At 67.6% G+C, this 21,852-nt stretch carries 17 protein-coding genes; 11 read left to right on the forward strand and 6 right to left on the reverse strand.

Annotation, left to right across the window (positions count from 1 at the left end):
* Positions 1-61: 61 nt before the first annotated feature.
* The 7 genes from ACQR1H_RS31745 to ACQR1H_RS31775 all read left to right on the forward strand — a co-directional run bounded on the left by ACQR1H_RS31745 (position 62) and on the right by ACQR1H_RS31775 (position 9,538).
* On the forward strand, positions 62-2,527 hold the full coding sequence (locus ACQR1H_RS31745; RefSeq protein WP_316182145.1) for a PAS domain-containing hybrid sensor histidine kinase/response regulator: 2,466 nt from the start codon (positions 62-64) through the stop codon (positions 2,525-2,527).
* A 114-nt stretch (positions 2,528-2,641) separates the two neighbouring features.
* Positions 2,642-4,087 (forward strand): sensor histidine kinase, encoded by a 1,446-nt coding sequence (locus tag ACQR1H_RS31750; protein WP_434880573.1) that lies wholly within the window; start codon positions 2,642-2,644, stop codon positions 4,085-4,087.
* Entirely contained in the window at positions 4,072-5,430 is a 1,359-nt protein-coding gene (locus ACQR1H_RS31755) for a sigma-54-dependent transcriptional regulator (RefSeq protein WP_434908720.1), read from the forward strand. The genes ACQR1H_RS31750 and ACQR1H_RS31755 overlap by 16 nt, the downstream gene beginning before the upstream one ends.
* Before the next feature lie 113 nt (positions 5,431-5,543).
* Positions 5,544-6,248, forward strand: coding sequence for an OB-fold nucleic acid binding domain-containing protein (locus ACQR1H_RS31760; protein WP_434908732.1), 705 nt, complete (start codon positions 5,544-5,546; stop codon positions 6,246-6,248).
* Between the two features lie 45 nt (positions 6,249-6,293).
* Positions 6,294-6,947 carry a hypothetical protein gene (locus ACQR1H_RS31765; protein ID WP_434880575.1) on the forward strand — a complete coding sequence of 218 codons (654 nt, stop codon included), beginning with the start codon at positions 6,294-6,296 and terminating at the stop codon, positions 6,945-6,947.
* 40 nt (positions 6,948-6,987) lie between these two features.
* A complete protein-coding gene (locus tag ACQR1H_RS31770; protein WP_434908721.1) occupies positions 6,988-8,262 on the forward strand; it encodes an MFS transporter in 1,275 nt (424 codons plus the stop codon).
* A 22-nt stretch (positions 8,263-8,284) separates the two neighbouring features.
* Complete coding sequence (locus tag ACQR1H_RS31775; protein ID WP_434908722.1) at positions 8,285-9,538, forward strand: arsenic transporter; 1,254 nt, start codon at positions 8,285-8,287, stop codon at positions 9,536-9,538.
* Between the two features lie 13 nt (positions 9,539-9,551).
* On the opposite strand, the gene ACQR1H_RS31780 is transcribed toward ACQR1H_RS31775, so the two are convergent.
* On the reverse strand, positions 9,552-10,046 hold the full coding sequence (locus ACQR1H_RS31780) for a ferritin-like domain-containing protein (RefSeq protein WP_316216083.1): 495 nt from the start codon (positions 10,044-10,046) through the stop codon (positions 9,552-9,554).
* A 204-nt stretch (positions 10,047-10,250) separates the two neighbouring features.
* On the opposite strand from ACQR1H_RS31780, the gene ACQR1H_RS31785 reads away from it, so the two are divergent.
* Complete coding sequence (locus ACQR1H_RS31785; protein WP_434908723.1) at positions 10,251-12,104, forward strand: alkaline phosphatase family protein; 1,854 nt, start codon at positions 10,251-10,253, stop codon at positions 12,102-12,104.
* A gap of 188 nt (positions 12,105-12,292) precedes the next feature.
* On the opposite strand, the gene ACQR1H_RS31790 is transcribed toward ACQR1H_RS31785, so the two are convergent.
* Both ACQR1H_RS31790 and ACQR1H_RS31795 read right to left on the reverse strand, forming a co-directional pair.
* A complete protein-coding gene (locus ACQR1H_RS31790) occupies positions 12,293-13,417 on the reverse strand; it encodes a S1C family serine protease (RefSeq protein ID WP_434908724.1) in 1,125 nt (374 codons plus the stop codon).
* A gap of 172 nt (positions 13,418-13,589) precedes the next feature.
* Positions 13,590-14,159 (reverse strand): hypothetical protein, encoded by a 570-nt coding sequence (locus tag ACQR1H_RS31795; protein WP_315804904.1) that lies wholly within the window; start codon positions 14,157-14,159, stop codon positions 13,590-13,592.
* A 365-nt stretch (positions 14,160-14,524) separates the two neighbouring features.
* Here ACQR1H_RS31795 and ACQR1H_RS31800 point away from each other — a divergent pair, with 365 nt between their 5' ends.
* Positions 14,525-15,184, forward strand: a complete 660-nt coding sequence (locus ACQR1H_RS31800) for a peroxiredoxin (protein ID WP_315804903.1) — start codon at positions 14,525-14,527, stop codon at positions 15,182-15,184.
* A gap of 108 nt (positions 15,185-15,292) precedes the next feature.
* Here the strand turns inward: ACQR1H_RS31800 and ACQR1H_RS31805 are convergent, their stop codons facing one another.
* The 3 genes from ACQR1H_RS31805 to ACQR1H_RS31815 all read right to left on the reverse strand — a co-directional run bounded on the left by ACQR1H_RS31805 (position 15,293) and on the right by ACQR1H_RS31815 (position 18,356).
* Complete coding sequence (locus tag ACQR1H_RS31805) at positions 15,293-15,694, reverse strand: DUF2177 family protein (protein ID WP_315804902.1); 402 nt, start codon at positions 15,692-15,694, stop codon at positions 15,293-15,295.
* A 58-nt stretch (positions 15,695-15,752) separates the two neighbouring features.
* Positions 15,753-17,741, reverse strand: coding sequence for a DEAD/DEAH box helicase (locus ACQR1H_RS31810; RefSeq protein WP_434864254.1), 1,989 nt, complete (start codon positions 17,739-17,741; stop codon positions 15,753-15,755).
* A 108-nt stretch (positions 17,742-17,849) separates the two neighbouring features.
* On the reverse strand, positions 17,850-18,356 hold the full coding sequence (locus tag ACQR1H_RS31815; RefSeq protein WP_315804900.1) for a Spy/CpxP family protein refolding chaperone: 507 nt from the start codon (positions 18,354-18,356) through the stop codon (positions 17,850-17,852).
* Between the two features lie 112 nt (positions 18,357-18,468).
* Between ACQR1H_RS31815 and ACQR1H_RS31820 the strand changes: the two genes are divergently transcribed.
* Both ACQR1H_RS31820 and ACQR1H_RS31825 read left to right on the forward strand, forming a co-directional pair.
* Positions 18,469-18,978: a DUF6789 family protein gene (locus ACQR1H_RS31820; RefSeq protein ID WP_434864255.1), complete on the forward strand. Its 510-nt coding sequence runs from the start codon at positions 18,469-18,471 to the stop codon at positions 18,976-18,978.
* Positions 18,979-19,766: 788 nt separating this feature from the next.
* Positions 19,767-21,851: a hydantoinase/oxoprolinase family protein gene (locus ACQR1H_RS31825; protein WP_434838326.1), complete on the forward strand. Its 2,085-nt coding sequence runs from the start codon at positions 19,767-19,769 to the stop codon at positions 21,849-21,851.
* Position 21,852 lies beyond the last annotated feature (1 nt).

The raw sequence follows: 21,852 nt of genomic DNA on the forward strand, positions 1-21,852 counted from the left end.
GCTTCCGAACACCCGCGGTGGAATTCTCGGACGACTGCTCGCCACACCAGTACAGGTCAGCATGAACAGCGCGGATGCGCCCAGAGACGACGTGAGGCCGGAGGCTGCCGCCGACGCGCTGCGCCAGCATATCGAGGAGATCGCCCGCGATCGCGATCAGGCCTACCGGGCGCTGCAGGAGCGCGAGGCGGAGCTCGCGCGCATTCAGCGCATCGCCCGGGTCGGCGGCGTCGAGGTCGATTTGCGCGAGGGCTACCGCAACCGCCGCTCCCCCGAATACCTGATCATTCACGGCCTGCCGCCGGAGGCCGTCCACGAGACTCATGAAGACTGGGTCAGGCGCGTCCATCCCGACGACCGCGTCAAGGCCGAGCGGGACTTCATCGCCGCGGTGAAGAGCGATCAGGAGGACTACACCACCGAATACCGCATCATCCGTCCCAGCGACGGCGAGATCCGCTGGGTCCGCGTCATCGCCCGCATCGAGCGTGACTGGAACGGCCGTGCGATCCGTCTGGTCGGCGCGCATATCGATGTCACCGACCAGATGCTGGCGCAGGCCAAGCTGCGCGAGAGCGAGGAACGCTTCCGGCTGATCGCCGACAGCGCGCCGGTGCCGATCTGGGTGACGAAGCTCGACCGCACCCGCTCCTTCGTCAATCGCGCCTATATCGATTTCCTCGGCCTGCCCCCTGACGAGGCGCTGGCCTTCGACTGGCGCAAGGTGCTGCATCCCGAGGACCTTCCGCGCATCCTCGCGCAGCAGCAGTCGGGAGAGTGCTCGCTGAAGCCGTTCTTCCTCGAGGCGCGCTACCGGCGCGCCGACGGGGAATGGCGCTGGCTGCGATCGGAATCGCAGCCACGCTGGGATGCGAACGGCAAACATGTCGGCTTCATCGGCGTCGCTCACGACGTCACGGCCGCCAAGCAGGCCGAGATCGAGCTGCGCCGCGTCAACGAGACCCTCGAAGAGCGTATCAGGGAGCGCACCGCCCAACTCGAGGCCAATGAAGCGCGCATGCGCGCGATCTTCGACACCAGCAATCAGTATCAGGCCATCCTCGACGTCGAGGGCCGCGTGATGCATGCCAACCGCATCGCGGTCGCCGGCATGCGCGCCGGTGAAGTGAACGTCATCGGCCAGCCGCTCTGGGATGCGCCCTGGTTCACCCATACGCCGGGCGTGACCGAGATGCTGCGCAAGGCGTTCGCCCGCGTTCTCGCCGGCGAAAGCTTCCGGACCGAGATGCGGCTCGACTTCGCCAGCGGCCAGCGACATTTCGAGCTGTCGATGCGGCCGCTGTTCGACCAGCATGACGTGGTCACCGGCGCGGTCGCCGAGGCCGTCGACGTCACCGAGCGCATCCAGGGCGAGGAGCTGCTGCGGCAGTCGCAGAAGATGGAGGCGGTCGGCCAGCTCACCGGCGGCGTCGCCCACGACTTCAACAACCTGCTCACCATCATCCGCTCGGCCACCGACTTCCTGCGCCGCCGCGATCTTCCCGAGGAGCGGCGCCGGCGCTATGTCGACGCGATCTCGGAGACGGTGGAGCGCGCCTCGAAGCTGACCGCGCAGCTCCTGGCCTTCGCCCGGCGGCAACCCTTGACGCCGCAGGTGTTCAATGTCGGCGAGCAGGTCGAGAACGTCGTGCAACTGATCCGTCCTCTCGTCGGCAGCCGCATCCAGATCGAGCTCGCGGTCACGGACAGCGGGCTGTTCACCCTCGCCGACGTCGCGCAATTCCAGACTGCGCTGATCAATCTCGCCGTCAATGCGCGCGACGCCATGAACGGTGAAGGTCATCTGCAGATCGGCGTGCAGCGAACCGAGAGCATTCCGGCCTTGCGCGGCCAGAGCCCCCGCCCCGGGGCCTTCATCGCGATCTCGGTCACCGACACCGGCGGCGGCATCGCGCCTCAACATCTCAACGCGATCTTCGAACCGTTCTTCACCACCAAGGAGGTCGGCAAGGGCACGGGTCTCGGCCTTAGCCAGGCATTCGGCTTCGCCAAGCAGTCCGAAGGCGACATCGCGGTCGACAGCCGCATCGGCCACGGCGCGACCTTCACGATCTATCTGCCACAAGCCACGGCAACGGAATCCGGCACGGAAGCGGGCGCCGCGCGCATCGAGCCGGCGACCATCGGGCGCGGCTACCGCGTGCTCGTGGTCGAGGACAATGACGAGGTGGGGCAGTTCTCGACCGAGCTGCTCGAGGATCTCGGCTATGTGACGCGCCGCGTCGCCAACGGCGCCGATGCGCTGGCAATCCTGGCGAACGACGAATTCGCCGTCGACCTCGTGTTCTCCGACGTCATCATGCCCGGCATCAACGGCCTGGAGCTTGCCGGCATCATCCGCGACCGCTATCCCGGCCTGCCGGTGGTGCTGACATCCGGCTACAGCCACGTGCTAGCCGAGAATGCCCATCACGGCTTCGAGCTGATCAAGAAGCCCTATTCGGTGGAATCGCTGTCGCGCATCCTGCGCAAGGCGATGGCCGAGAAGGCGCCGCTGCCGCGCTGAACCGGCATCGGGAACCAACATTGCCGATCGGACGTTCTGTTCCGCAGATGTGCCGTGAACCGCGTCCGCGCGTCGCGCCGCACTCGGTCATCCAATGTCATTGCGGACCATTTGATGCGCTCCCTTCGCTCGCGGCTGTCGGCGCTCTGGCTCATGCTGGCAGTTTCCGGCGCGGCGACGGCGTATCTCCTCGTGGAATCGTTTCAGCAGTCGAACGACGCTCGCGTGGCGCGCGCGCAGGATCTCGTGACGCGCGGCTGCCGCGACATCGCCGACCGCTATCAGTTCTTCGTCTCGGGCTGGCGCGGCGCGCCGGTCGACGACAGCCTGAAGCAGGACCTGATCCCGCTGGTGCAATCCGCCTTGGCCGCGACCCCCGGCGTCGAAGGCGGCATCTGGCAGACGGAGACCGGGTCGCTGGCCTATGCCTATCCGACCTACGAAGGCACCGGACCCAAGACCGACCTGCCGGCAGCCGAACTCAGCGTGATCAAGCAGATCAACAGCGACGCGCAGCGCAGCGGCCGCCCCTTCACGACAAAGAATGCCGGACGGTCGCAGACCCTGATCGTTCATGCCTGCCCATTGCGCGGTCCGCTCCAGAACGTCACCGCCTGGACCATGACCCGCGCCGCCGCGGCCGAAGGTCCGGCCTACACGCATCTGCTGATCGGGCTGATCGTGCTGGCGGCGACGCTGCTCGGCTCGGCCATCTGGCTGGCCTGGATCCTGGTGTCGTGGTCCCGCCGCATCGCCATGATCGAGACGGCGCTGGGCGAGCCGACGGACAATGCCGACCTGCCGCAACTGCCGCACACCGGCGCCCGCGAGCTCGACCGCCTCGTCGACGCCGTCAACGATGCCGGCCATCGCCTCTCGGCGGAGCGCATGCGCGCAACCGCCGCCGAGCGCCTCGCAGCCGTCGGCCGGCTGTCGGCCACGCTCGCCCACGAGATCCGCAATCCGATCGCGGCGATGCGCCTGAAGGCGGAGAACGCGCTCGCCTCTCCCGACCCTGCGCGCAAGGCCGGCGCGCTCGAAGCGATCCTGCAGCAGGTGGCGCGGCTCGACGCGCTGCTGCGCGATCTCCTGGCGATGACCCAGGCGAGCCAGCCGAAGACCCGTCCCGTCGAGCTCGACGACTTCCTGCAGGCCACGATCGAAGCGCACCGCGATGTTGCCGCGCGCCACGGCCAGTCGCTCCGCGCCGTCGCGCCCTCCTCCGCGCGGTGCTGCTTCGATCCCGCGCAGCTGCAGCGCGCCCTCGACAATCTGATCCTCAATGCGATCCAGAACACGCCCGAGGGCGGCGAGATCGTCGTCGCAGCCGAGATCGCCGATGGACGCCTGCTGTTTCGCGTCACCGACAGCGGCCCGGGCATCGCCCCCGGCATCAGGGATCGCCTGTTCGAGCCGTTCGTCAGCACCCGCGCCGACGGCACCGGCCTCGGACTCGCAATCGTGCGCGAGATCGCACGCGCCCATCATGGCGATGCGCAGCTCGCCCCTGTCAGCACCGGCACCAGCTTCGAGATCTCCCTGCCATGGCAACCATCCTGATCGTCGACGACGATGCGGCGCTACGCGACGGGCTCGCGGAGACGCTGACCGATCTCGGCCACGAGGCGATCACGGCGGCCTCCGGCCGCGAAGCGATCGGCATGGTGTCTCCCGCGACCGATGCCGTGCTGCTCGACCTGCGCATGCCGGGGCTCGACGGCATCGAGACCCTGCGCTGCATCCGTGCCGACGGCGATGCGCCTCCGGTGGTCGTGCTGACCGCCTATGCCAGCCCTGAGAACACGATCGAGGCGATGCGGCTCGGCGCATTCGATCACCTGGTGAAGCCGATCGGCCGCGAGGCGCTGCGCGAGCTGATCGCGCGGCTGCCGCCGCGCCGGTCTCAGCAGCAGGACACGGCCTCCGCCGACGACAGCGGACTGATCGGCACCAGCGAGGCGATGCGCCGGGTGCAGAAGACGATCGGCCGCGCCGCCGATGCCGACGCCACGGTGCTGATCCGCGGCGAGACCGGCACCGGCAAGGAGCTGGTCGCGCGCGCGCTTCATGTCCACAGCCGGCGTGGCGCGTCTCCCTTCATCGCCGTGAACTGCGCCGCAATCCCGCGGGATCTGCTCGAGAGCGAATTGTTCGGCCACCTCAAGGGATCGTTCACCGGCGCCAGCTCCGACCGCGCCGGCGCCTTCCGCGATGCCGGGTCGGGTACCCTCTTCCTCGACGAGATCGGCGACATGCCGCTGCCGATGCAGGCCAAGATCCTCCGCGCCCTGCAGGAGCGCGTCATCACGCCGGTCGGCGGCAAGCCGGTGAAGGTGTCGGCCCGCGTCGTCGCGGCCACGCATCGCGATCTCGCCAGGCTGGTCGCGAGCGGCGCCTTCCGCGAGGATCTGTACTACCGCCTCAACGTGATCCCGATCGAGCTGCCGCCGCTGCGCGAGCGCGCCCAGGACATCGTGCCGCTGGCCAGCCATTTCCTGGCGCTGGCGTCGGAGGGACGGCCGCGCCCGCAACTGACCGACGCGGCCATCGACAAGCTCGCTCATGCGCCCTGGCCCGGCAATGTCCGCGAGTTGCGCAACGTGATCGAACGCGCCTGCGTGCTGACGCAAGGAGTCCTGATCGACGCCGACGATCTCGACATCACCGACGCGCCGCATGACGAGGAGACGGAGACTTCGACGGACCTGCCGGCGGCGGTGGCCCGGCTGGAAGAGCGCCTGATCCGCCGCGCGCTGGCGGCGTGCGGCGGCAACCGCACCGAAGCGGCGCGACAGCTCAAGATCAACCGGCAACTGCTCTACACCAAGATGCAGCGCTACGGTCTGGGTGACGAGCAGGCGTCAGGAAATCCGACGCGGGCCGTCGGGAAGGACGACGCCTAGCGCCGCAACCCGTCATGCAACCCATTGATTTGTCGTCGTCCGGCACCTGGCACGGCCGTTGCGAACCATCTCGCGTCACCCCTGCCAAAAGGAGTCCCAGGATGACGCGAAAGATGACGCCGATCATGGCCGCGCTGATGCTCGCCGCAGCAGGCTGCGGCATGACCGCGGCCGCCGCCCAGGCCCCACTGTCCCCGCCGGATGCGACGTGGGATGCATCGCAGCTTCCGGAGACACGCGGCATCGTCAAGCAATACACGCTGACGCCGCGCGGCGATGTCGACGGACTGCTCCTCAACGACGGCACCGAGGTGAAGCTGCCGCCGCATCTGACGGCTCAGGTCGTGTTCACGATCCGGCCGGGCGATGGCGTCTCGGTGCGCGGCCTGCGTGCCCGCGCGCTGCCGCTGGTGGACGCGGCCTCGATCACCAACATCGCGACCGGCAAGAGCGTCGTGGACGACGGTCCGCCCGAGGGCCCCGGTCGCCGCGGCGCCGACCAGACGGTCAGCGGACGGATCGCCACGGTGCTGCACGGCAAGCGCGGCGAGGTCAATGGCGCTGTGCTCGATGACGGCACGTCGCTCCGCCTGCCGCCGCCCGAAGCCGAACGGCTGGCCGACTGGCTGCATCCGGGACAAACGATCTCGGTGCGCGGCGACCTGCAGGAGACCGCGCTCGGCAAGCTCGTCGACGTCAAGGCCATCGGCACCTCGCCGGATCAGATGACGGAGATCGACGGTCCGCGCCCGCCGCGCGGTCCCAAGGGCGGCCCCGACCGGCTCGGCCCGCCGCCGCCACCTCCGCCGCGTGGCTGATCTCTTTCCCTTCGATCACGAACGAACGCACCACAGGAGACGAACATGCATTGGATCGATCCCGAAAGCCTGCCGCTCGTGAACGGCGTGCTCGAACGCTTCGTGCTCAATCCGCATGGCGAGGTCGACGGCTTCGTCATGCGGGCAGGCGACAAGGACATCCTCGTCCATACGCCGCCGCATATGGCGGCGGAGCTGACGCACCACATCAAGGCGGGCGATACGGTCGGCGCGCGGGGCGTCAAGCCGCGCGGGGCGCAACTGCTCGCGGCGGTCGCCGTGTCGGCTGAAGATGGCCGGCAGATCATCGACCACGGCCCGGACGAGGAGCGCGAGCACCCCAAGCACGACCATCACCGGATGGACGTCGAAGGCAAGGTGCGGCTGTCGCTGTTCGGCCCCAAGGGCGAGCTGCGCGGCGCGCTGCTGACCGACGGCACCGTCGTGCGCATCGGGCCGAAGGAAGCCAAGGAGATTGCCGAGCTGCTCGCGCCGAAAGCGACGCTGGCGGTTCGTGGCGACGGCATCGACACGCGCTTCGGCCGGGTCATCCACGCCCGCGAGGCGGGCCCGGACCTGAAGAGCCTCAAGCCGCTCAAGCATGGCCCCAAGAAGGGCCCTGAGCATGGTCCCAAGAACGGACCGAAGCACGGACCGAAGCACAAGCATGGGCCCAAGCACGATCACGCGCACGCGTGATCGCCTGCACTGACGCAACGAGGGACCGAGGCCCGAGAGCATGTCACAGGATGAGACTACCACGCGCCGGGCGCGCCGCGCGCTCGACGCCGCCAATTTCTTCCTGGCCGACGTGCGCGATGGCCTCGGGCCCTATCTTGCGATCTATCTCCTGACCGAGCAGAAATGGGACGAGGCCTCGATCGGCGTGGTGATGTCGCTGGCGACGATCGCCGGCATCGCCGCGCAGACGCCGGCCGGCGCGCTGGTCGACGCGACCAGGGCGAAACCGCTGGTCATGATCGTTGCCGCGATCATCGTCACGGCGGCGTCCCTGCTGCTGCCGCTGATGACGAGCTTCTGGCCGGTCGCGATCTCGCAGAGCATCGCCAATGCCGCCGGCGTGATCTTCGCCCCGGCGATCGCGGCTGTGTCGCTCGGGATCGTCGGCGCCAAGGCCTTCACGGCGCGCGTCGGCCGCAACGAGACCTTCAACCATGCCGGCAATGCCGTCGGCGCCGTGATCGCCGGGGCCGCCGCCTATGCGCTCGGACCATCGGCGGTGTTCTACCTGATGGCGGTCACGTCGGCCGGCAGCCTCATCAGCGTGCTCGCCATCCCCGAGCGCGCCATCGACCATGACGTCGCGCGCGGGCTGGCGCATCAGGCGGAGGGCAACCGAACGGGCCAAGGCGAGCAGCCGTCGGGCCTGGACATTCTCCTGACCTGCCGTCCGCTGCTGATCTTCGCGGTCTGCGTCGCGCTGTTTCACCTCGCCAACGCCGCCATGCTGCCGCTGGTCGGCCAGAAGCTGGCGCTGCAGGACAAGAATCTCGGCACCAGCCTGATGTCGGCCTGCATCGCCGCCGCCCAGCTCGTGATGGTGCCGATGGCGCTCCTGGTCGGCGCCCGCGCCGACCGCTGGGGTCACAAGCGCTTCTTCCTGGCGGCGCTGCTCATCCTGCCGCTGCGCGCCGTGCTCTACACGCTGTCCGACGACAAGGCCTGGCTGGTCGGCGTGCAGTTGCTGGACGGCGTCGGCGCCGGCATCTTCGGCGCGATCATGCCGGTCATCGTCGCAGACCTGATGCGCGGCACCGGCCGCTTCAACGTCGCCCAGGGAGCGGTCATCACGGCGCAGAGCATTGGCGCGGCGCTGTCGACCGCGCTCGCCGGCCAGGTCGTGGTCCATGGCGGCTACAGCGCCGCATTCCTGGCGCTCGGCGCGGCTGCCGCCCTCGCCGTGATCGTGTGCTGGCTGCTGCTCCCCGAGACCGGTGGAGCAGAGGCCGCCCTCCCGAACGCGGCGCCCTCGCCCGCTATCCCCGCCGAATGATTTGCTCTATCGATCCCCGATCATGTCCCTGCACGATACCTGGCTCGCCTACGCCATCATCATTCCCGCCATCGCCGGCGTCATCATCCGCCCCTTTCGGCTGCCCGAGGCCGTGTGGGCCGCCGCCGGCGCGATCCTGCTGGTCGCGCTCGGCCTGCTGCCACCAGCCGATGCGCTCACCGGCATCCGCAAGGGCGTCGACGTCTATCTGTTCCTGATCGGGATGATGCTGATCGCCGAGCTGGCGCGCCGCGAGGGCCTGTTCGACTATCTCGCGGCCTATGCCGTGGAGCATGCGCGCGGCTCGCCGCAGCTGCTGTTCCTGCTGGTCTATGCGGTCGGCACCCTGGTCACGGTGCTGCTCTCCAACGATGCCACGGCGATCGTGCTGACGCCGGCGGTCTATGCCGCGACGCGCGCCGCCGGCGCCTCGCCGCTGCCCTATCTGTACGTCTGCGCCTTCATCGCCAATGCCGCGAGCTTCGTGCTGCCGATCTCCAACCCGGCCAATCTCGTCGTGTTTGGCGAACGCATGCCGCATCTGACCGAATGGCTGCGCCAGTTCACCCTGCCCTCGATGGCCGCGATCGCGCTCACCTATGTCGCGCTGTGGCTGACCCAGCGCCGCGCGTTGCGCGAGGAGACGCTGCGCACCGATGTCGAGAAGCCGCATCTCAGCCGCGAAGGCCGGCTCGCCGCGTTCGGGATCGGCGCCATCGCAGCCGTGCTGCTGACCGCCTCGGCGCTCGACGTTCAACTCGGCCTGCCGACCTTCGTCTGCGGCGTGGTCACCGCGGCCGCGATCCTGCTCATCGGCCGGCAATCGCCATGGCCCGTAATTCGCGGCATCTCATGGGGAGTGCTGCCGCTGGTCGGCGGCCTGTTCGTGATGGTGGAAGGTCTGAGCCGCGCCGGTGCGATCGGCCAGCTCAGCGCCTGGCTGCACCAGGGCGTGACGTCGTCGCCACAGGGCACGGCGTGGGCCGCGGGCCTGATCACCGCGGTCGCCGACAACATCGCCAACAATCTCCCGGTCGGCCTGGTCGCAGGCTCCGTCGCCACCAGCGATCACCTGCCGCATGAGGTCATCCGGGCCATCCTGATCGGGGTCGATCTCGGCCCGAACATCTCGGTCACGGGCTCGCTTGCCACCATCCTGTGGCTGACGGCATTGCGGCGTGAGAAGATCGAGGTGACGGCCTGGCAATTCCTGAAGATCGGACTCGTGGCAACGCCGCCCGCGCTGATCGCAGCGCTGGCGGCGGCCATTTGGTAAAGACGACCGAGGCTTAGGCGGCCGCCTCGTAGTTGACCGCGGTCTCAGCGATCTTGGTCAGCGACTCGTCGGTCTTGCGCTCTTCATTCAGCGTCTGGTCGAGCAGCTTGGCGGCCTTCGGCAGGTTGAGCTTGAGCGCCCAGGCCTTCAGGGTGCCATAGCGCGACATCTCATAGTGCTCGACCGCCTGCGCTGCAGCAAGAAGGCCGGCGTCGAGCGCCTGCGTCCCCTTGTACTCGTCCATGATCTCCTTGCCCTCGTCGATGATGCCCTCGATCGCATCGCACTTCTTGCCGCGGGCGGGCTTGCCGATCAGCTCGAAAATCTGCTCGAGCCGCTCGATCTGGCCTTCGGTCTCCTCCTGGTGCTTCTCGAACGCCGCCGCCAGCTTCTCCGACTGCGCCGCCTTGGCCATCTTCGGCAGCGTCTTCAGGATCTGCTTCTCGGCGTAGTAGATGTCCTTGAGGGTATCGAGGAAGAGCTCGTTGAGGTCTTTGTCGGCAGGCATGGTGTGCTCCCTGAATTGTGTGAGCCGACAACCGGGAAGCCACACCCTGGTTCCTGCCGCGGACTACCGCTCGACGAAAATCCTGTCCGGAGCGGTGCCGATCGGGCGCGAGCCCCTTGTAACAAAACTGTCACCCGGCAAAACTAAAGCTCTTCCCTGCGGCGAGACGCCGCGATTCCGCCGATTGCTTTTCAGGAGTTTTCAATGCGCCGCCCGCTCGTGCTGCTGTGCGCCGGACTGACCCTGCTGTCGTCCAGTGCCGCTTTTGCGCAGAACGCCACACCCCATAACCTGATCCTGTTCATTCCCGACGGCCTGCGCGCGCTGAAGGTGACGCCGGAGACGGCGCCGGCCATGGCCGCCGTTCGCGACAAGGGCGTCAACTTCAAGAATTCGCACTCGCTGTTTCCGACCTTCACCATGGCCAATGGCTCGGCCATGGCGACCGGCCATTATCTCGGCGACACCGGCACGTTCTCGAATACGATCTTCACCGGCTACACCTCCGCACCAGCGGGCGACACCGTCGTACCCTTCATCGAGAACGACGCCGTGCTCGGCGACATCGACGAGCATTTCAACGGTGACTACCTCAACGAGGACACGATCCTGAAGCTCGCCCGCAAGGCCGGCTATTCGACCGCCGCGATCGGCAAGCTCGGCCCGACCTATCTGTTCGACCACACCGGCTGCCCCTGCAAGCCGGGCGCGAGCTCCTCGATCGTGATCGATGACTCCACCGGCAACAAGAACGGCGTGCCGATCACCGACGAGATCAAGGACGCCCTGACCAAGGCCGGCCTGGCGCTGGCGACGCCGTCACGCGGCGACAACGGCAAGGCGGGCGACGCCAAGACGCCGGGCACGACCACAGCCAACGTCGCCCAGCAGGCCTATATGGTCGACGTCGCCACCAAGGCGGTGCTGCCGATGTTCAAGGCCCGCAACAAGCCGTTCGTGCTGGTGTTCTGGTCGCGCGACCCGGACGGCAGCCAGCACAATCAAGGCGACAGCCTGAACACCATCACGCCGGGCATCAACGGCCCGACCTCGATGGCCGGCATCAAGAACGCCGACGACAATCTGGCAGCGCTGCGCAAGGCGCTCGACGATCTCGGCCTGGCCGACTCGACCAACATCATGGTCCAGGCTGACCACGGCTTCTCGACCATCTCCAAGGAGAGCAAAACGAGTCCCTCCGCCAAGGTCAGCTATGACGACACGCCGAAGGAGTTCCTGCCGATGGGCTTCCTGGCGCTCGACCTCGCCAAGGCGCTCGACCTGCCGCTGTTCGACCCGAACGACAAGAACGCGGCGGTGCCCGAGGGCAAGCACCCGAAGGCCGGCAATGGCGTGCTCGGCAAGGACCCGGCCAGGCCCGATCTCGTCGTCGCCACCAATGGCGGCTCCGACTTGATCTATTTGCCCAACAACGACAGGAAGCTCGCCCGCCGCACCGTTAAGGCGCTGCTGGCGCAGGACTACATCTCCGGCATCTTCGTCGACGACAAGCTCGGCGAGATCCCGGGCACCTTGCCGCTGTCGCAGATCAACCTGCAGGGCAAGGCGGTGACGCCGCATCCGGCGATCGTGGTCAACTTCCGCACCTATGTCGCGCCGGGTTGCGACCAGCCGTCCAACTGCCAGGTCGAGGTCGCCGACACCGTGCTGCGCCAGGGCCAGGGCATGCACGGCTCGTTCGGCCGCGGCGATACCTACAACTTCATGGCGGCCATCGGTCCGGACTTCAAGGCGGGCTTCGTCGATCCGCTGCCCGTCAGCAACGCCGATGTCGGCGCCACCGCCGCCAGGCTGCTCGACCTCAAGGTCGCTCCGAAGGGCAGACTGATCGGCCGCGTCATGACCGAAGCGATGCCGAACGGCGCGACGCCCAAGGCTGTGTCGGACGTCGTCAAGTCCGATCCGGCCGCCGGCGGCCTGCGCACCGTGCTGAAGCTGCAGCGCGTCGGCCAGCAGCGCTATTTCGACGCCGCCGGCTTCCCCGGCCGCACGGTCGGCCTGGACGACGAGGCGCCGAAGCAGAAGGCGGCGAAGTAGTCAGTCGATCGCCAGTACTTCCATGCGATCACCGAAGTGCCCCGCGAAAGCGGGACACTCCTGTTTCGATCAAACGCGATGCCTTAGCCCGGGTGAGCGCAGCGATACCCGGGGACACTTTTCCCGCATGTCGCTTCGCTCATGCGGGCTACGGCTATCTCCTCGCCGACGGAGTGTGGTCCACTTACTCACCGCGCGACGTCGAGCGTCACCCGGACTTCGACCGTTTTGCCGCCGCGGAGCACGCGCAGCACCACCCGATCGCCCGGGTTCTTGTACTCCAGCGCGCGCGTCATGTCCTCGGGCGACTCTACCGCTTGGCCGTCGATCGCCAGCACGACGTCACCGAGTGCGAAGCCGCCGTCGCGGGTCAGCCGCGCCGGGATCAGTCCGGCTTTCTCGGCCGCCGAATCCTGCTCGACATCGAGCACGAACACGCCGGACAGGCCGAGCCGCGCCGACAGCGCCTCATTGGCCTTGGGATCGGTGCGGATGCCAAGGCTCGGGGTGACGTAGCGGCCGCTCGCGATCAGGCGCGGCACGACCCGGTTGACCCTGTCGACGGGCACGGCGAAGCCGATGCCGGCCGAGGCGCCCGAGGGACTGTAGATCGCCGTGTTGACGCCGATCAGCCGTCCCGCGCTGTCGAGCAGCGGCCCGCCGGAATTGCCCGGATTGATCGCGGCATCGGTCTGGATCAGTCCGTTCAGGGTGCGGTCCTGCGTGACCTGAAGGTTGCGGTTGAGCGCCGAGACGATGCCGGTGGTGAGCGTGCTGCTGAGACCGAACGGATTGCCGATCGCGAACACCTTCTGCCCGACCTTGAGGTCGGCGCTGGTGCCGAGCGGCAGCGGCTTCGGCCGGTCGACGCCGACGCCGATCACGAGCACCGCCAGATCGTTCTCCGGACTGGCGCCGACCAGCGCGGCGCGGAACGAGCGTCCGTCGGTCAGGCTGACCAGCGCCTCGGTGGCGCCTTCGATGACGTGATAGTTGGTGACGACGTGGCCGAGGTCGTTCCACACGAAGCCCGAGCCGGTGCCGGAGCGCTCCTGCTGCGAATTGCCGGTCCACGGGTTGACCGATTGTTGAACGGTCGTGATGAAGACGACCGAGCCGCTGCGGCTCTCGAACAGCGCGATCGTGCTCTTCTCGTCGGCGGCGAGATCGCCGCGCGGCGTGATCTCGCGGGGCTTGGCGCGCATCCCGAGCAGCTCGGCCTGGATCAGCGGAAAGGTCTGCCAGGCCATCATGAGCAGCAGCGCCGTCGCCGCCACCGCGAACAGACGCGCGGCGAAGCTCCATCGGCTCATCTCGACATTCTCCGTGTTCGGTCGCATCACCGCCGATTGATTCACCGGCCGGGCGGCGCCATCAAGAGCCGTGATGCGATCGCCGCCGGTCAGAAAGACCGGTCAAAACGAAAAGAGCGCGATGAGATCATCGCGCTCGTCGAACTCATGCGGCTGGATGAACGCGACGCGCCTACATCCCGATGTCGATCATCGACGGCAGTTGCGCCAGCGGCAGCACGGTGACGCCGACCAGGGTCGCGACCATCGCCATCAGCGCGCGGTTGCCCTGGCGCTTGCCGCGCATCTGCTTGGCGACCCATTCCAGCGCATCGGTGCGAATGCCCCGCGCATTGATCGGAGCCCAGCTCTCGATCGCGGTCTCCGGCGACAGCGCCACGCTGCGCGGCGGCACCGGCAGGCCGGAGGCGGCCGCGGTGTGATGCGCCACCGCCTTGGCGAGCAGATCCTCGAAACGGCCGTCGTCCTTGCGCTCGGTCGCGGCGGCATCGATCGCGAACAGCGCCTCGGCCTCGGCGCGGCTGACCGGCGCGTCGTTGATCGCGGCGGCGCTCAGAATGCGCGCGCACCAGGCCGCGTCATCGGCATCGAGCACGCGGGAGAAATGCACGCGTCCCGCGGTGGTCGGCCCCTCGCCGGTGATCACGCCGTCGCGCACGATGCCGAGCGCGAGAGCAGCGGTCTCACAGGAGGACGGTTCGAGACCATCGATGCCGATGGTTTTTGGTGCAGAGGTAGCCATGTTCTCTTCTCAGTTGCTGTGTTGACCCACCTTGTCGGCGCCCGTCTGAACGAGTGGTTAACGGTTCGAAACGGTGCTGTGGGTTTTTGTATCGGTTGCCGATTTGCCGCAGTGACCTCGATCACGGTTCAAAGCCGTGGGGCGTCCGGGGGCGGCGTGTTGCGACCAGCAGATGGCGAAATCTGGGCAAGCGGTCGTCTGACGGATGTTTCGCCGCCGCCCGGGAACTCAAAAGAAGTTGTTGGCCTCGTGAGCTTTGGGGCAATTATCTTCTCTTTTCCGTCAGCCGGTTCCCTTTCGCGGCGGTATTTCCTATACTGTTTGGAAGATTTATTCCCACCACGTGCAATGAATTGAGGACTGCCATGGCTCTCCAGATCGGCTCCACTGCCCCCGACTTCGAGGCAGACACCACCGAAGGCAAGATCAAATTCCACGACTGGATCGGCGACAGCTGGGCGCTCCTGTTCTCGCATCCGAAGGATTTCACCCCGGTGTGCACCACCGAGCTCGGCGCGCTGGCGCGGCTGAAGCCGGAGTTCGACAAGCGCGGCGTCAAGCTGATGGGCCTGTCGGTCGACCCGGTCGACAACCACGCCAAATGGTCGGAGGACATCCGCGAGACGCAAGGCGCGGCGCCGAACTATCCGATGATCGGCGACACCGACTACAACGTCTCGAAGCTCTATGACATGCTGCCGGCGGCGATCTCCGGGGATCCGTCCAAGCGCAGCGCGGCCGACAACCAGACCGTCCGCAACGTCTTCATCATCGGCCCGGACAAGAAGATCAAGCTGATCCTGGTCTACCCGATGACCACCGGGCGCAACTTCCAGGAAATTCTCCGCGTCATCGATTCGCTGCAGCTCACCTCGAAGCACCGCGTCGCCACCCCCGCCGACTGGAAGCAGGGCGAGGACGTCATCATCGCCGGCTCGGTGTCCGATGACGAGGCCAAGACGATCTATCCGAACGGCTGGAAGGCGCCGAAGCCCTATCTGCGCGTCGTGCCGCAGCCGAAGTGAGGCCGGCAAACGACGTTTGACGACGTCATCCCGGGACGCCTCGCAGAGGCGGACCCGGGATTTCGATTGACCCGGCCTCGACTCGGAGCGCTTCGGGCCGATGCCCTTTCAGCCCCGCGGCGTCGCCCAGTCGGCGATCAGCAACCCCACCGTCGCCGATACCGCCGTGACGAACACGCCCCAGCTGATGTCGACCGCCACCACCGTCCAGGTCCACTGCTTGAGCATCGCCAGCGACGTCAGCTCGAAGGTCGCGTAGCAGAACAGCCCGAACAGCGCGCCATAGAGCAAGGTCGAGCGCCAGGTCGCATCAAGCGGGCCGCTGACGAAGATCAGCACGCCCACGACATAGAGCAGATAGAACAGCACCGCCGGCACGGGACGAATCTCGCCGAGCATCTCGCCGACCTGCGACTGGAAGAAGCCCTTGGCGACGATGCTCAGGAACGGGATGTCGAAGCCGAGCAGCACGGCCAGGGTTGCAAAATACAGGACGGCGTAGCGGCTCAAGGACGGCTCCTCCTTCACGTTTCACGCACTGCCGTCGGCGCGGGATCGGCCGGTGCCGTCAGCCGCGACGCTTGGTCTTGGGCTTCTTTCCACCAGGCGCCTTCGACCGTGGGCTATGAGACGGAAACGCCGGTCCGCCACGGCTGGACTTGTCGCCGTGCTTCTTTTTCTTCGTGAACGCCTGGGCATGGCCGGACTTCGACGGCGGAGCGTCGTGATGCGCCCTGCTCCGCGGCGGAGCTTCCTTGTCCCGGCGAGGCTGATCGCGATGCAGCGGATGGTAGGCGCTTTCCTCTGCCTGGCGCCGTGGCTCGGCCTCGCGCCGCGCCGCCCGCTTCTCCGGACGCGGTTTGTCGGCGGCCCCCTGCCCCGACGGCGCAGCCGCCAGCGGCTCGATGCGGATCGTATCCTCCTTGTCGGGACGGCGGATGTTGGCGGCGAAGGCGTCGGCCACGCGCGCGGCGATCTCGAACTCCGTCGTGGTGTCGGAGATCTTGATGGCGCCGATGTCGTGCTTGTCGATGCCGCCGCGCCGGCAGATCATCGGCAGCAGCCAGCGCGCTTCCGCATTCTTCCTGCGCCCGATCGCCGCCCGGAACCAGACGCTCGGCTCGCCCATGCCGTGGCGCGCCGACGGCTTCCCGGTCTTCGTTCGGGGCGACGGTGGCCGCTCCTCGCCGCGCGCCGGCCTGGCGGTGTCGCGACCGCGATCCTCCCGCGCACGACCGCGATCCTGGCCCGGATCGAGAATGTCCTCGGGTGACGGCAGCCGCGCGCGATAGAGCCGCGCCAATGCGGCGGCGATGTCCTCGGCCGACCGCTCCGCCAGCAGCGCCTGCGCGAGCGCCAGATCCTCCGCCGTCGTCTCCTCGGTGAACACCTGGTCGTGCAGCATGCGCTCCTGATCGAGCTTGCGGATCTCGTCAGCCTGCGGCGCCGCGCCCCAGGCGGCCTCGATGCCGGCGAGGTTCAGCAGCGTTTCCGCCCGCCGCCGCCGCGCCGGCGGCACCAGCAGCACGCTGACGCCCTTGCGGCCGGCGCGGCCGGTGCGGCCCGAGCGATGCTGCATCACCTCGGGATCGTTCGGCAGCTCGGCGTGGACCACAAGGTCGAGCTTCGCGAGATCGATGCCGCGTGCCGCGACGTCGGTTGCCACGCACACCCGCGCGCGCCCGTCGCGCAGCGACTGCAGCGCCGTGGTCCGCTCGTTCTGGGTGAGCTCACCCGACAGCGCGACGACGGAAAAACCGCGCTCCAGCAGCGCCGCCTGCAGATGACGCACCGCCTCGCGGGTGTTGCAGAATACGATCGCGCTCGGCGACTCGTAGAAGCGCAGCACGTTGACGACCGCATGCTCGACATCGTCGGCGGCGATGCGGATGGCGCGGTACTCGATGTCGGCATGCCCGCCTTCGTCGCCCTCGACCTCGATCCGGAACGCGTCGTCCTGATACTGCTTCGCCAGCGCCACGATGCCGCGCGGAAAGGTCGCCGAGAACAGCAGGGTCCGGCGCGTCTCCGGCGTGGTCTCGAGAATGAACTCCATGTCCTCGCGAAAGCCGAGATTGAGCATCTCGTCGGCCTCGTCGAGCACCACGGCCTTCAATTCCGAGATATCGAGCCGCCCGCGCCGCAGATGATCGCAGAGACGCCCGGGCGTACCGACCACGATATGGGCGCCCGCCTCGAGCTCGCGCTGCTCGCGGCGCGGATCCATGCCGCCGACGCAGGAGACAACGCGCGCGCCAGCGTGCTGATAGAGCCAGCCGAGCTCGCGCTGGACCTGCAGCGCCAGCTCGCGCGTCGGCGCCACGATCAGCGCCAGCGGCGCCGCCGCCGGCGCGAACCGTTCGGCGTCACCCAACAGATTCGCTGCCATCGCCAGCCCATAGGCGACGGTCTTGCCCGACCCCGTTTGGGCCGACACCAGGAGGTCGCGATCGACGGCGTCGTCCGCGAGCACCGCGAGCTGGACGGGCGTGGGAGTCTCATAGTTGCGCTCGGCCAGGGCGCGGGCGAGCGGCGGATGGGTCGCGGGAAAGGGCAATTGACGGAAAACCTCGTTTGATTCCGATGGCTTTACGCCATGCGGAGCGAAATCGCCATGCCCGCCCGCACCCAATCAACGCGGCGCTCCCCGGCCCCCGCTACGCCGCTACTCGTCGCTCCACGGCCAGTGCCAGTGACGCCAACCCCAGTTGCGGGGCCCGCTGCTGTCCATCGCCGCCTTCTGCTTGTCGTCGAGCGAGTCGTAGAGCGCCTGGAACGCTGGCCGGACGATCTTGATCGCCTGCTGCATCGTGTCGAGGCGCTGCTCCGCCAGCGCGAGGCGGTCGGTCGCCTTGGCCGGCGGCGTCGCCGGGCAGTCCTTCGTGATCAGCTCCGCAGCTTTGGCCGATGCCGCCTTGAGATCATCGAGCCGCGCCCGCTGCGTGTCGTTCGGCTTGATGGCCGCCTCGATCTGCGACATCCGCCATTCGGCAAATCCGGCCATGCGGGGATTGCAGAGGAAGCCGAACCCCCGGCCGCCCATCATCCCCGGCCCCATCATCATGCCCGGCCCCCAACCCGGTCCGCCTGCGCCCGGCTGGGCAAGGCCCGGGGCGGCGGTGACTGTCACGATTGCGGCTGCGAACACCAGCGCGCGTGGATCTAATCGCATGGCAGAACTCCTCGACGTGGCACCAATGAGTTCGCGCAAACTAAGCGCACGGCGAACTTGCCTTTTGAGCAAGATCAACGGACCAATGATGGACGACGGCCAAATTGAGGAGATGACAACGATACGCAGCTATCGCTGGATATGGACGTCGGCGGTCGCATCGGGCTGCGGGACGTTGGCTCATATAGGCCTGATGGAGCTCAAGAGCGGGCTTCACCTGTTGCCGCAGTTCGATCCCGCCTCGGCGCTGCTCGATTCGCTCAAACCCCTGTTCACCCGAGCGATGCAGGACGGGGCGCCGCTGTGGCTGCTCTCGCAGCTCAACGGAGCCTTCCTGATCGGCCTGCTGTTCGGGCGCTTCTTCCACCGCCTGCCCGGCGGCAGCGGTGTCGCCAAAGGCTTCCTGCTCGGGCTCGCCGGCTGGCTGCTGCTCGGCATCGGATTGTTTCCGGCTATCGGCCTCGGACCGTTCGCAACCTCGCTCGGGCTGGGCGCCGGCCCGGCGCTGTTCTCGCTGGCGATGGTCGAGGCGTATAGCGTCGTGCTGGGCGCCGTGTATGCGGCTCTGCAGGGACCGGATCAGAAGATCGAGGTCGGCCGCGGAGACGGCGGTCACGTCTGAGCGCCGCCGGGAGGGACCCCTGGCGTCATTTCGAAATGACCGAATTTTTTTCTTTCGTTTTCTCGTAACTCATGTATGATCCGCGTCGTCCTGCCCATGCAGAGGGACGTACGCGTCGTCACGAACGTCGGTGCGGGATGCGGTGGCCGCGATTCATGCCGGACGCGCATTTCGCGCAGACGACCGGCATGATTGCGGGCGTGAAGTCGCAGCGTCCCGATACCCCGAAGCTGGTATCACGCTCGTGACGATGCTTGCGCATCGCGCGGACAATGGTGGCCAACAAGCCGGCGCACCAGGGAGACTGCGTATAAGCGTGAAGACCACCGCGCAGGGAATGCCGGAGTGTTCGGCTTTGCCTGTGGTACCTGCCGCCTGCATTTTTTTCGCAGGCGGGCCATGGGTGAGGCCTTCACCCGGCATTCCCTGCACCCTCTCGTTTGCGGAGGGTGAGCAAGCAGCAGAAACTCGGGCCCACCGTGCCGCGGGAATGCGAAGTCATGTTTGGCGCGTTCGATCAACACACGGTGTCATTCCGGGACGCCCGCACGGCGAGCCCCGGAATGACGTTGTGGAGATGATCGTCGGTCTCACGCCAATCGTCGCGCGTGGCGACATGACGGTGTCGCAAACAACAGCAAGCCGATCGGCCAAGTTGATCGCCCATCGCACCGCGACCTCAAGTCCGCACCGCAGCAAACGCAGAGCAGCAAACTGCATCCCCGCTGGCGCAATGGCATGGGACTTGCTCAAATTGCACATCAGTTCGTCGCTTGCGGAGACATGGAATGCTTGAAGGAGCCGAAGTCCGGCTGGCCGTCGATATCGGGGGCACGTTCACCGATATCGTTCTCGACATCGGTACGCAGCGCCGGACGCGCAAGCTGCTGACCACGCCGACGCAGCCGGAGCAGGCCGTGCTGGACGGCACCCGTCTCATTCTCGCCGACGCGAAGGCGCGCATCTGCGACATCGATGTCTTCATTCACGGCACCACGCTCGCGACCAATGCCATCATCGAGCGCCGCGGCGCCAGGACCGCACTGATCGCAACGTCCGGCTTCCGCGATGTTCTGGATATTGGAACCGAGAGCCGCTACGACCAGTACGATCTCTCGATCGACAAACCGAAGCCGCTGGTGCCGCGCTCCCTGCGCTTCACCGTGCCCGAGCGCGTTGATGCCCACGGAGACGTCAGACTGCCGCTCGACGAAGCGGCGGTGCGCGCGCTGGTGCCGCAGTTGCGCGCCCTCGATGTCGCCAGCATCGCCGTCGCCTTCCTGCACGCCTACGCCAATCCCGCGCATGAGCGCCGCGCTGCCGAGATCCTGACCGAGGCGATGCCTGATGTCTCGGTCACTTTGTCCTCGGCGGTCTGTCCCGAAATCCGGGAATACGAACGCACCTCGACCGCGGTCGCCAACGCCTATGTGCAGCCGTTGATGGACAGCTATCTCGCGCGCATGGAGCGGGCGCTGCAAATCGAGCAGTTCCGCGGCGCGATCTATCTCGTCACCTCGGGCGGCGGCGTCACCTCGATCGCCACGGCGCGCCGCTTCCCGGTGCGGCTCGTCGAATCCGGTCCCGCTGGCGGCGCAATCTTCGCCGGCCAGATCGCAGCTACGCTCGGCGAGCGCAAGGTGCTGTCGTTCGACATGGGCGGCACCACCGCCAAGATCTGCCTGATCGAGAATTTCGAGCCGGAGAGCTCGCGTGTGTTCGAGGTCGACCGTGCCGCGCGGTTCCTCAAAGGCTCGGGCCTGCCGGTGCGCATCCCCGTGATCGAGATGGTCGAGATCGGCGCCGGCGGCGGCTCGATCGCGCGCATCGATGCGATGAAGCGCGTCACCGTGGGCCCGGAGAGCGCCTCTTCCGAGCCGGGTCCGGCCTGCTACGGCCGCGGCGGCCAGCGCCCGGCGGTCACCGATTCCGATGTCGCGCTCGGCATGATCGATCCCGACGCGTTTGCCGGCGGCACCATCAGGCTCGATCCCGAACTGTCGAAACAGGCCCTGCTCCGCGACGTCGGCGCCCCGCTCGGCTTGGACGCCGAGACCGCTGCCTACGCGGTGCACGAGGTCGTCTGCGAGAACATGGCGAGCGCGGCGCGCGTCCATGCCGTCGAGCGCGGCGCCGTCATCGGCCAGCACACGCTGATCGCCTTCGGCGGCGCAGCGCCACTGCATGCCGCGCGCGTCGCCGAGAAGATCGGCGTCGCCAGGGTGATCGTGCCGTCGAATGCCGGTGTCGGCTCGGCGGTCGGCTTCCTCGCCGCACCGATCGCCTATGAGCTGGTGCGCAGCCGCCATGCGAGGCTCGACGATTTCGACACGGCGCTCGTCTCCACTCTGCTGCAGGAGATGGCCGATGAGGCCCGCGCGCTGGTGGAGCCTGGTGCGGCCGGCGCACCGTTGCGCGAGCGCCGCTCGGCTTTCATGCGCTATGTCGGCCAGGGCCACGAGATCAATGTCGAGCTGCCGAACCGCCCGCTGACGGCGGACGACCTGCCCACCCTGCGTACGACCTTCGAGGCCGGCTACGCCGCGCTGTTCGAGCGCCCGATCCCCGGTGCGGCGATCGAGGTCCTGAGCTGGTCGGTGCTCGCGACGACGGATGCGCACCAACCGCCCGCCGTCACCGAGGTGCAACGCAAGCCTGCGGGCAAGGCTGCGGGGCACCGCAAGTTCTTCGACGGCCGCGCCGGACGCTTCGTCGAGATCCCGCTGTATCGCCGCGAGCAGATGGCGCCGGGCGCGGTCATCGCCGGCCCCGCCGTGATCGCCGAGGACGAGACCTCGACTTTCATCTCCAACAGTTTTGACGCGCATATCGATGGTGCCGGCAGCATCGTCATGGAACGGAAGGCGGCCTGAC

This window comes from Bradyrhizobium sp. HKCCYLRH2015 (assembly GCF_051168215.1).
Classification (GTDB): domain Bacteria; phylum Pseudomonadota; class Alphaproteobacteria; order Rhizobiales; family Xanthobacteraceae; genus Bradyrhizobium.

What these genes read in the sequence shown, in the direction of transcription:
- ACQR1H_RS31780 (WP_316216083.1), bottom strand. Translation starts at nt 10,046, where the DNA reads ATGCCTGCCGACAAAGACCTCAACGAGCTCTTCCTCGATACCCTCAAG.
- ACQR1H_RS31825 (WP_434838326.1), top strand. Translation starts at nt 19,767, where the DNA reads ATGCTTGAAGGAGCCGAAGTCCGGCTGGCCGTCGATATCGGGGGCACG.
- ACQR1H_RS31785 (WP_434908723.1), top strand. Translation starts at nt 10,251, where the DNA reads ATGCGCCGCCCGCTCGTGCTGCTGTGCGCCGGACTGACCCTGCTGTCG.
- ACQR1H_RS31815 (WP_315804900.1), bottom strand. Translation starts at nt 18,356, where the DNA reads ATGCGATTAGATCCACGCGCGCTGGTGTTCGCAGCCGCAATCGTGACA.
- ACQR1H_RS31820 (WP_434864255.1), top strand. Translation starts at nt 18,469, where the DNA reads ATGACAACGATACGCAGCTATCGCTGGATATGGACGTCGGCGGTCGCA.
- ACQR1H_RS31770 (WP_434908721.1), top strand. Translation starts at nt 6,988, where the DNA reads ATGTCACAGGATGAGACTACCACGCGCCGGGCGCGCCGCGCGCTCGAC.
- ACQR1H_RS31800 (WP_315804903.1), top strand. Translation starts at nt 14,525, where the DNA reads ATGGCTCTCCAGATCGGCTCCACTGCCCCCGACTTCGAGGCAGACACC.
- ACQR1H_RS31790 (WP_434908724.1), bottom strand. Translation starts at nt 13,417, where the DNA reads ATGAGCCGATGGAGCTTCGCCGCGCGTCTGTTCGCGGTGGCGGCGACG.
- ACQR1H_RS31775 (WP_434908722.1), top strand. Translation starts at nt 8,285, where the DNA reads ATGTCCCTGCACGATACCTGGCTCGCCTACGCCATCATCATTCCCGCC.
- ACQR1H_RS31760 (WP_434908732.1), top strand. Translation starts at nt 5,544, where the DNA reads ATGACGCCGATCATGGCCGCGCTGATGCTCGCCGCAGCAGGCTGCGGC.
- ACQR1H_RS31795 (WP_315804904.1), bottom strand. Translation starts at nt 14,159, where the DNA reads ATGGCTACCTCTGCACCAAAAACCATCGGCATCGATGGTCTCGAACCG.
- ACQR1H_RS31755 (WP_434908720.1), top strand. Translation starts at nt 4,072, where the DNA reads ATGGCAACCATCCTGATCGTCGACGACGATGCGGCGCTACGCGACGGG.
- ACQR1H_RS31765 (WP_434880575.1), top strand. Translation starts at nt 6,294, where the DNA reads ATGCATTGGATCGATCCCGAAAGCCTGCCGCTCGTGAACGGCGTGCTC.
- ACQR1H_RS31745 (WP_316182145.1), top strand. Translation starts at nt 62, where the DNA reads ATGAACAGCGCGGATGCGCCCAGAGACGACGTGAGGCCGGAGGCTGCC.
- ACQR1H_RS31750 (WP_434880573.1), top strand. Translation starts at nt 2,642, where the DNA reads ATGCGCTCCCTTCGCTCGCGGCTGTCGGCGCTCTGGCTCATGCTGGCA.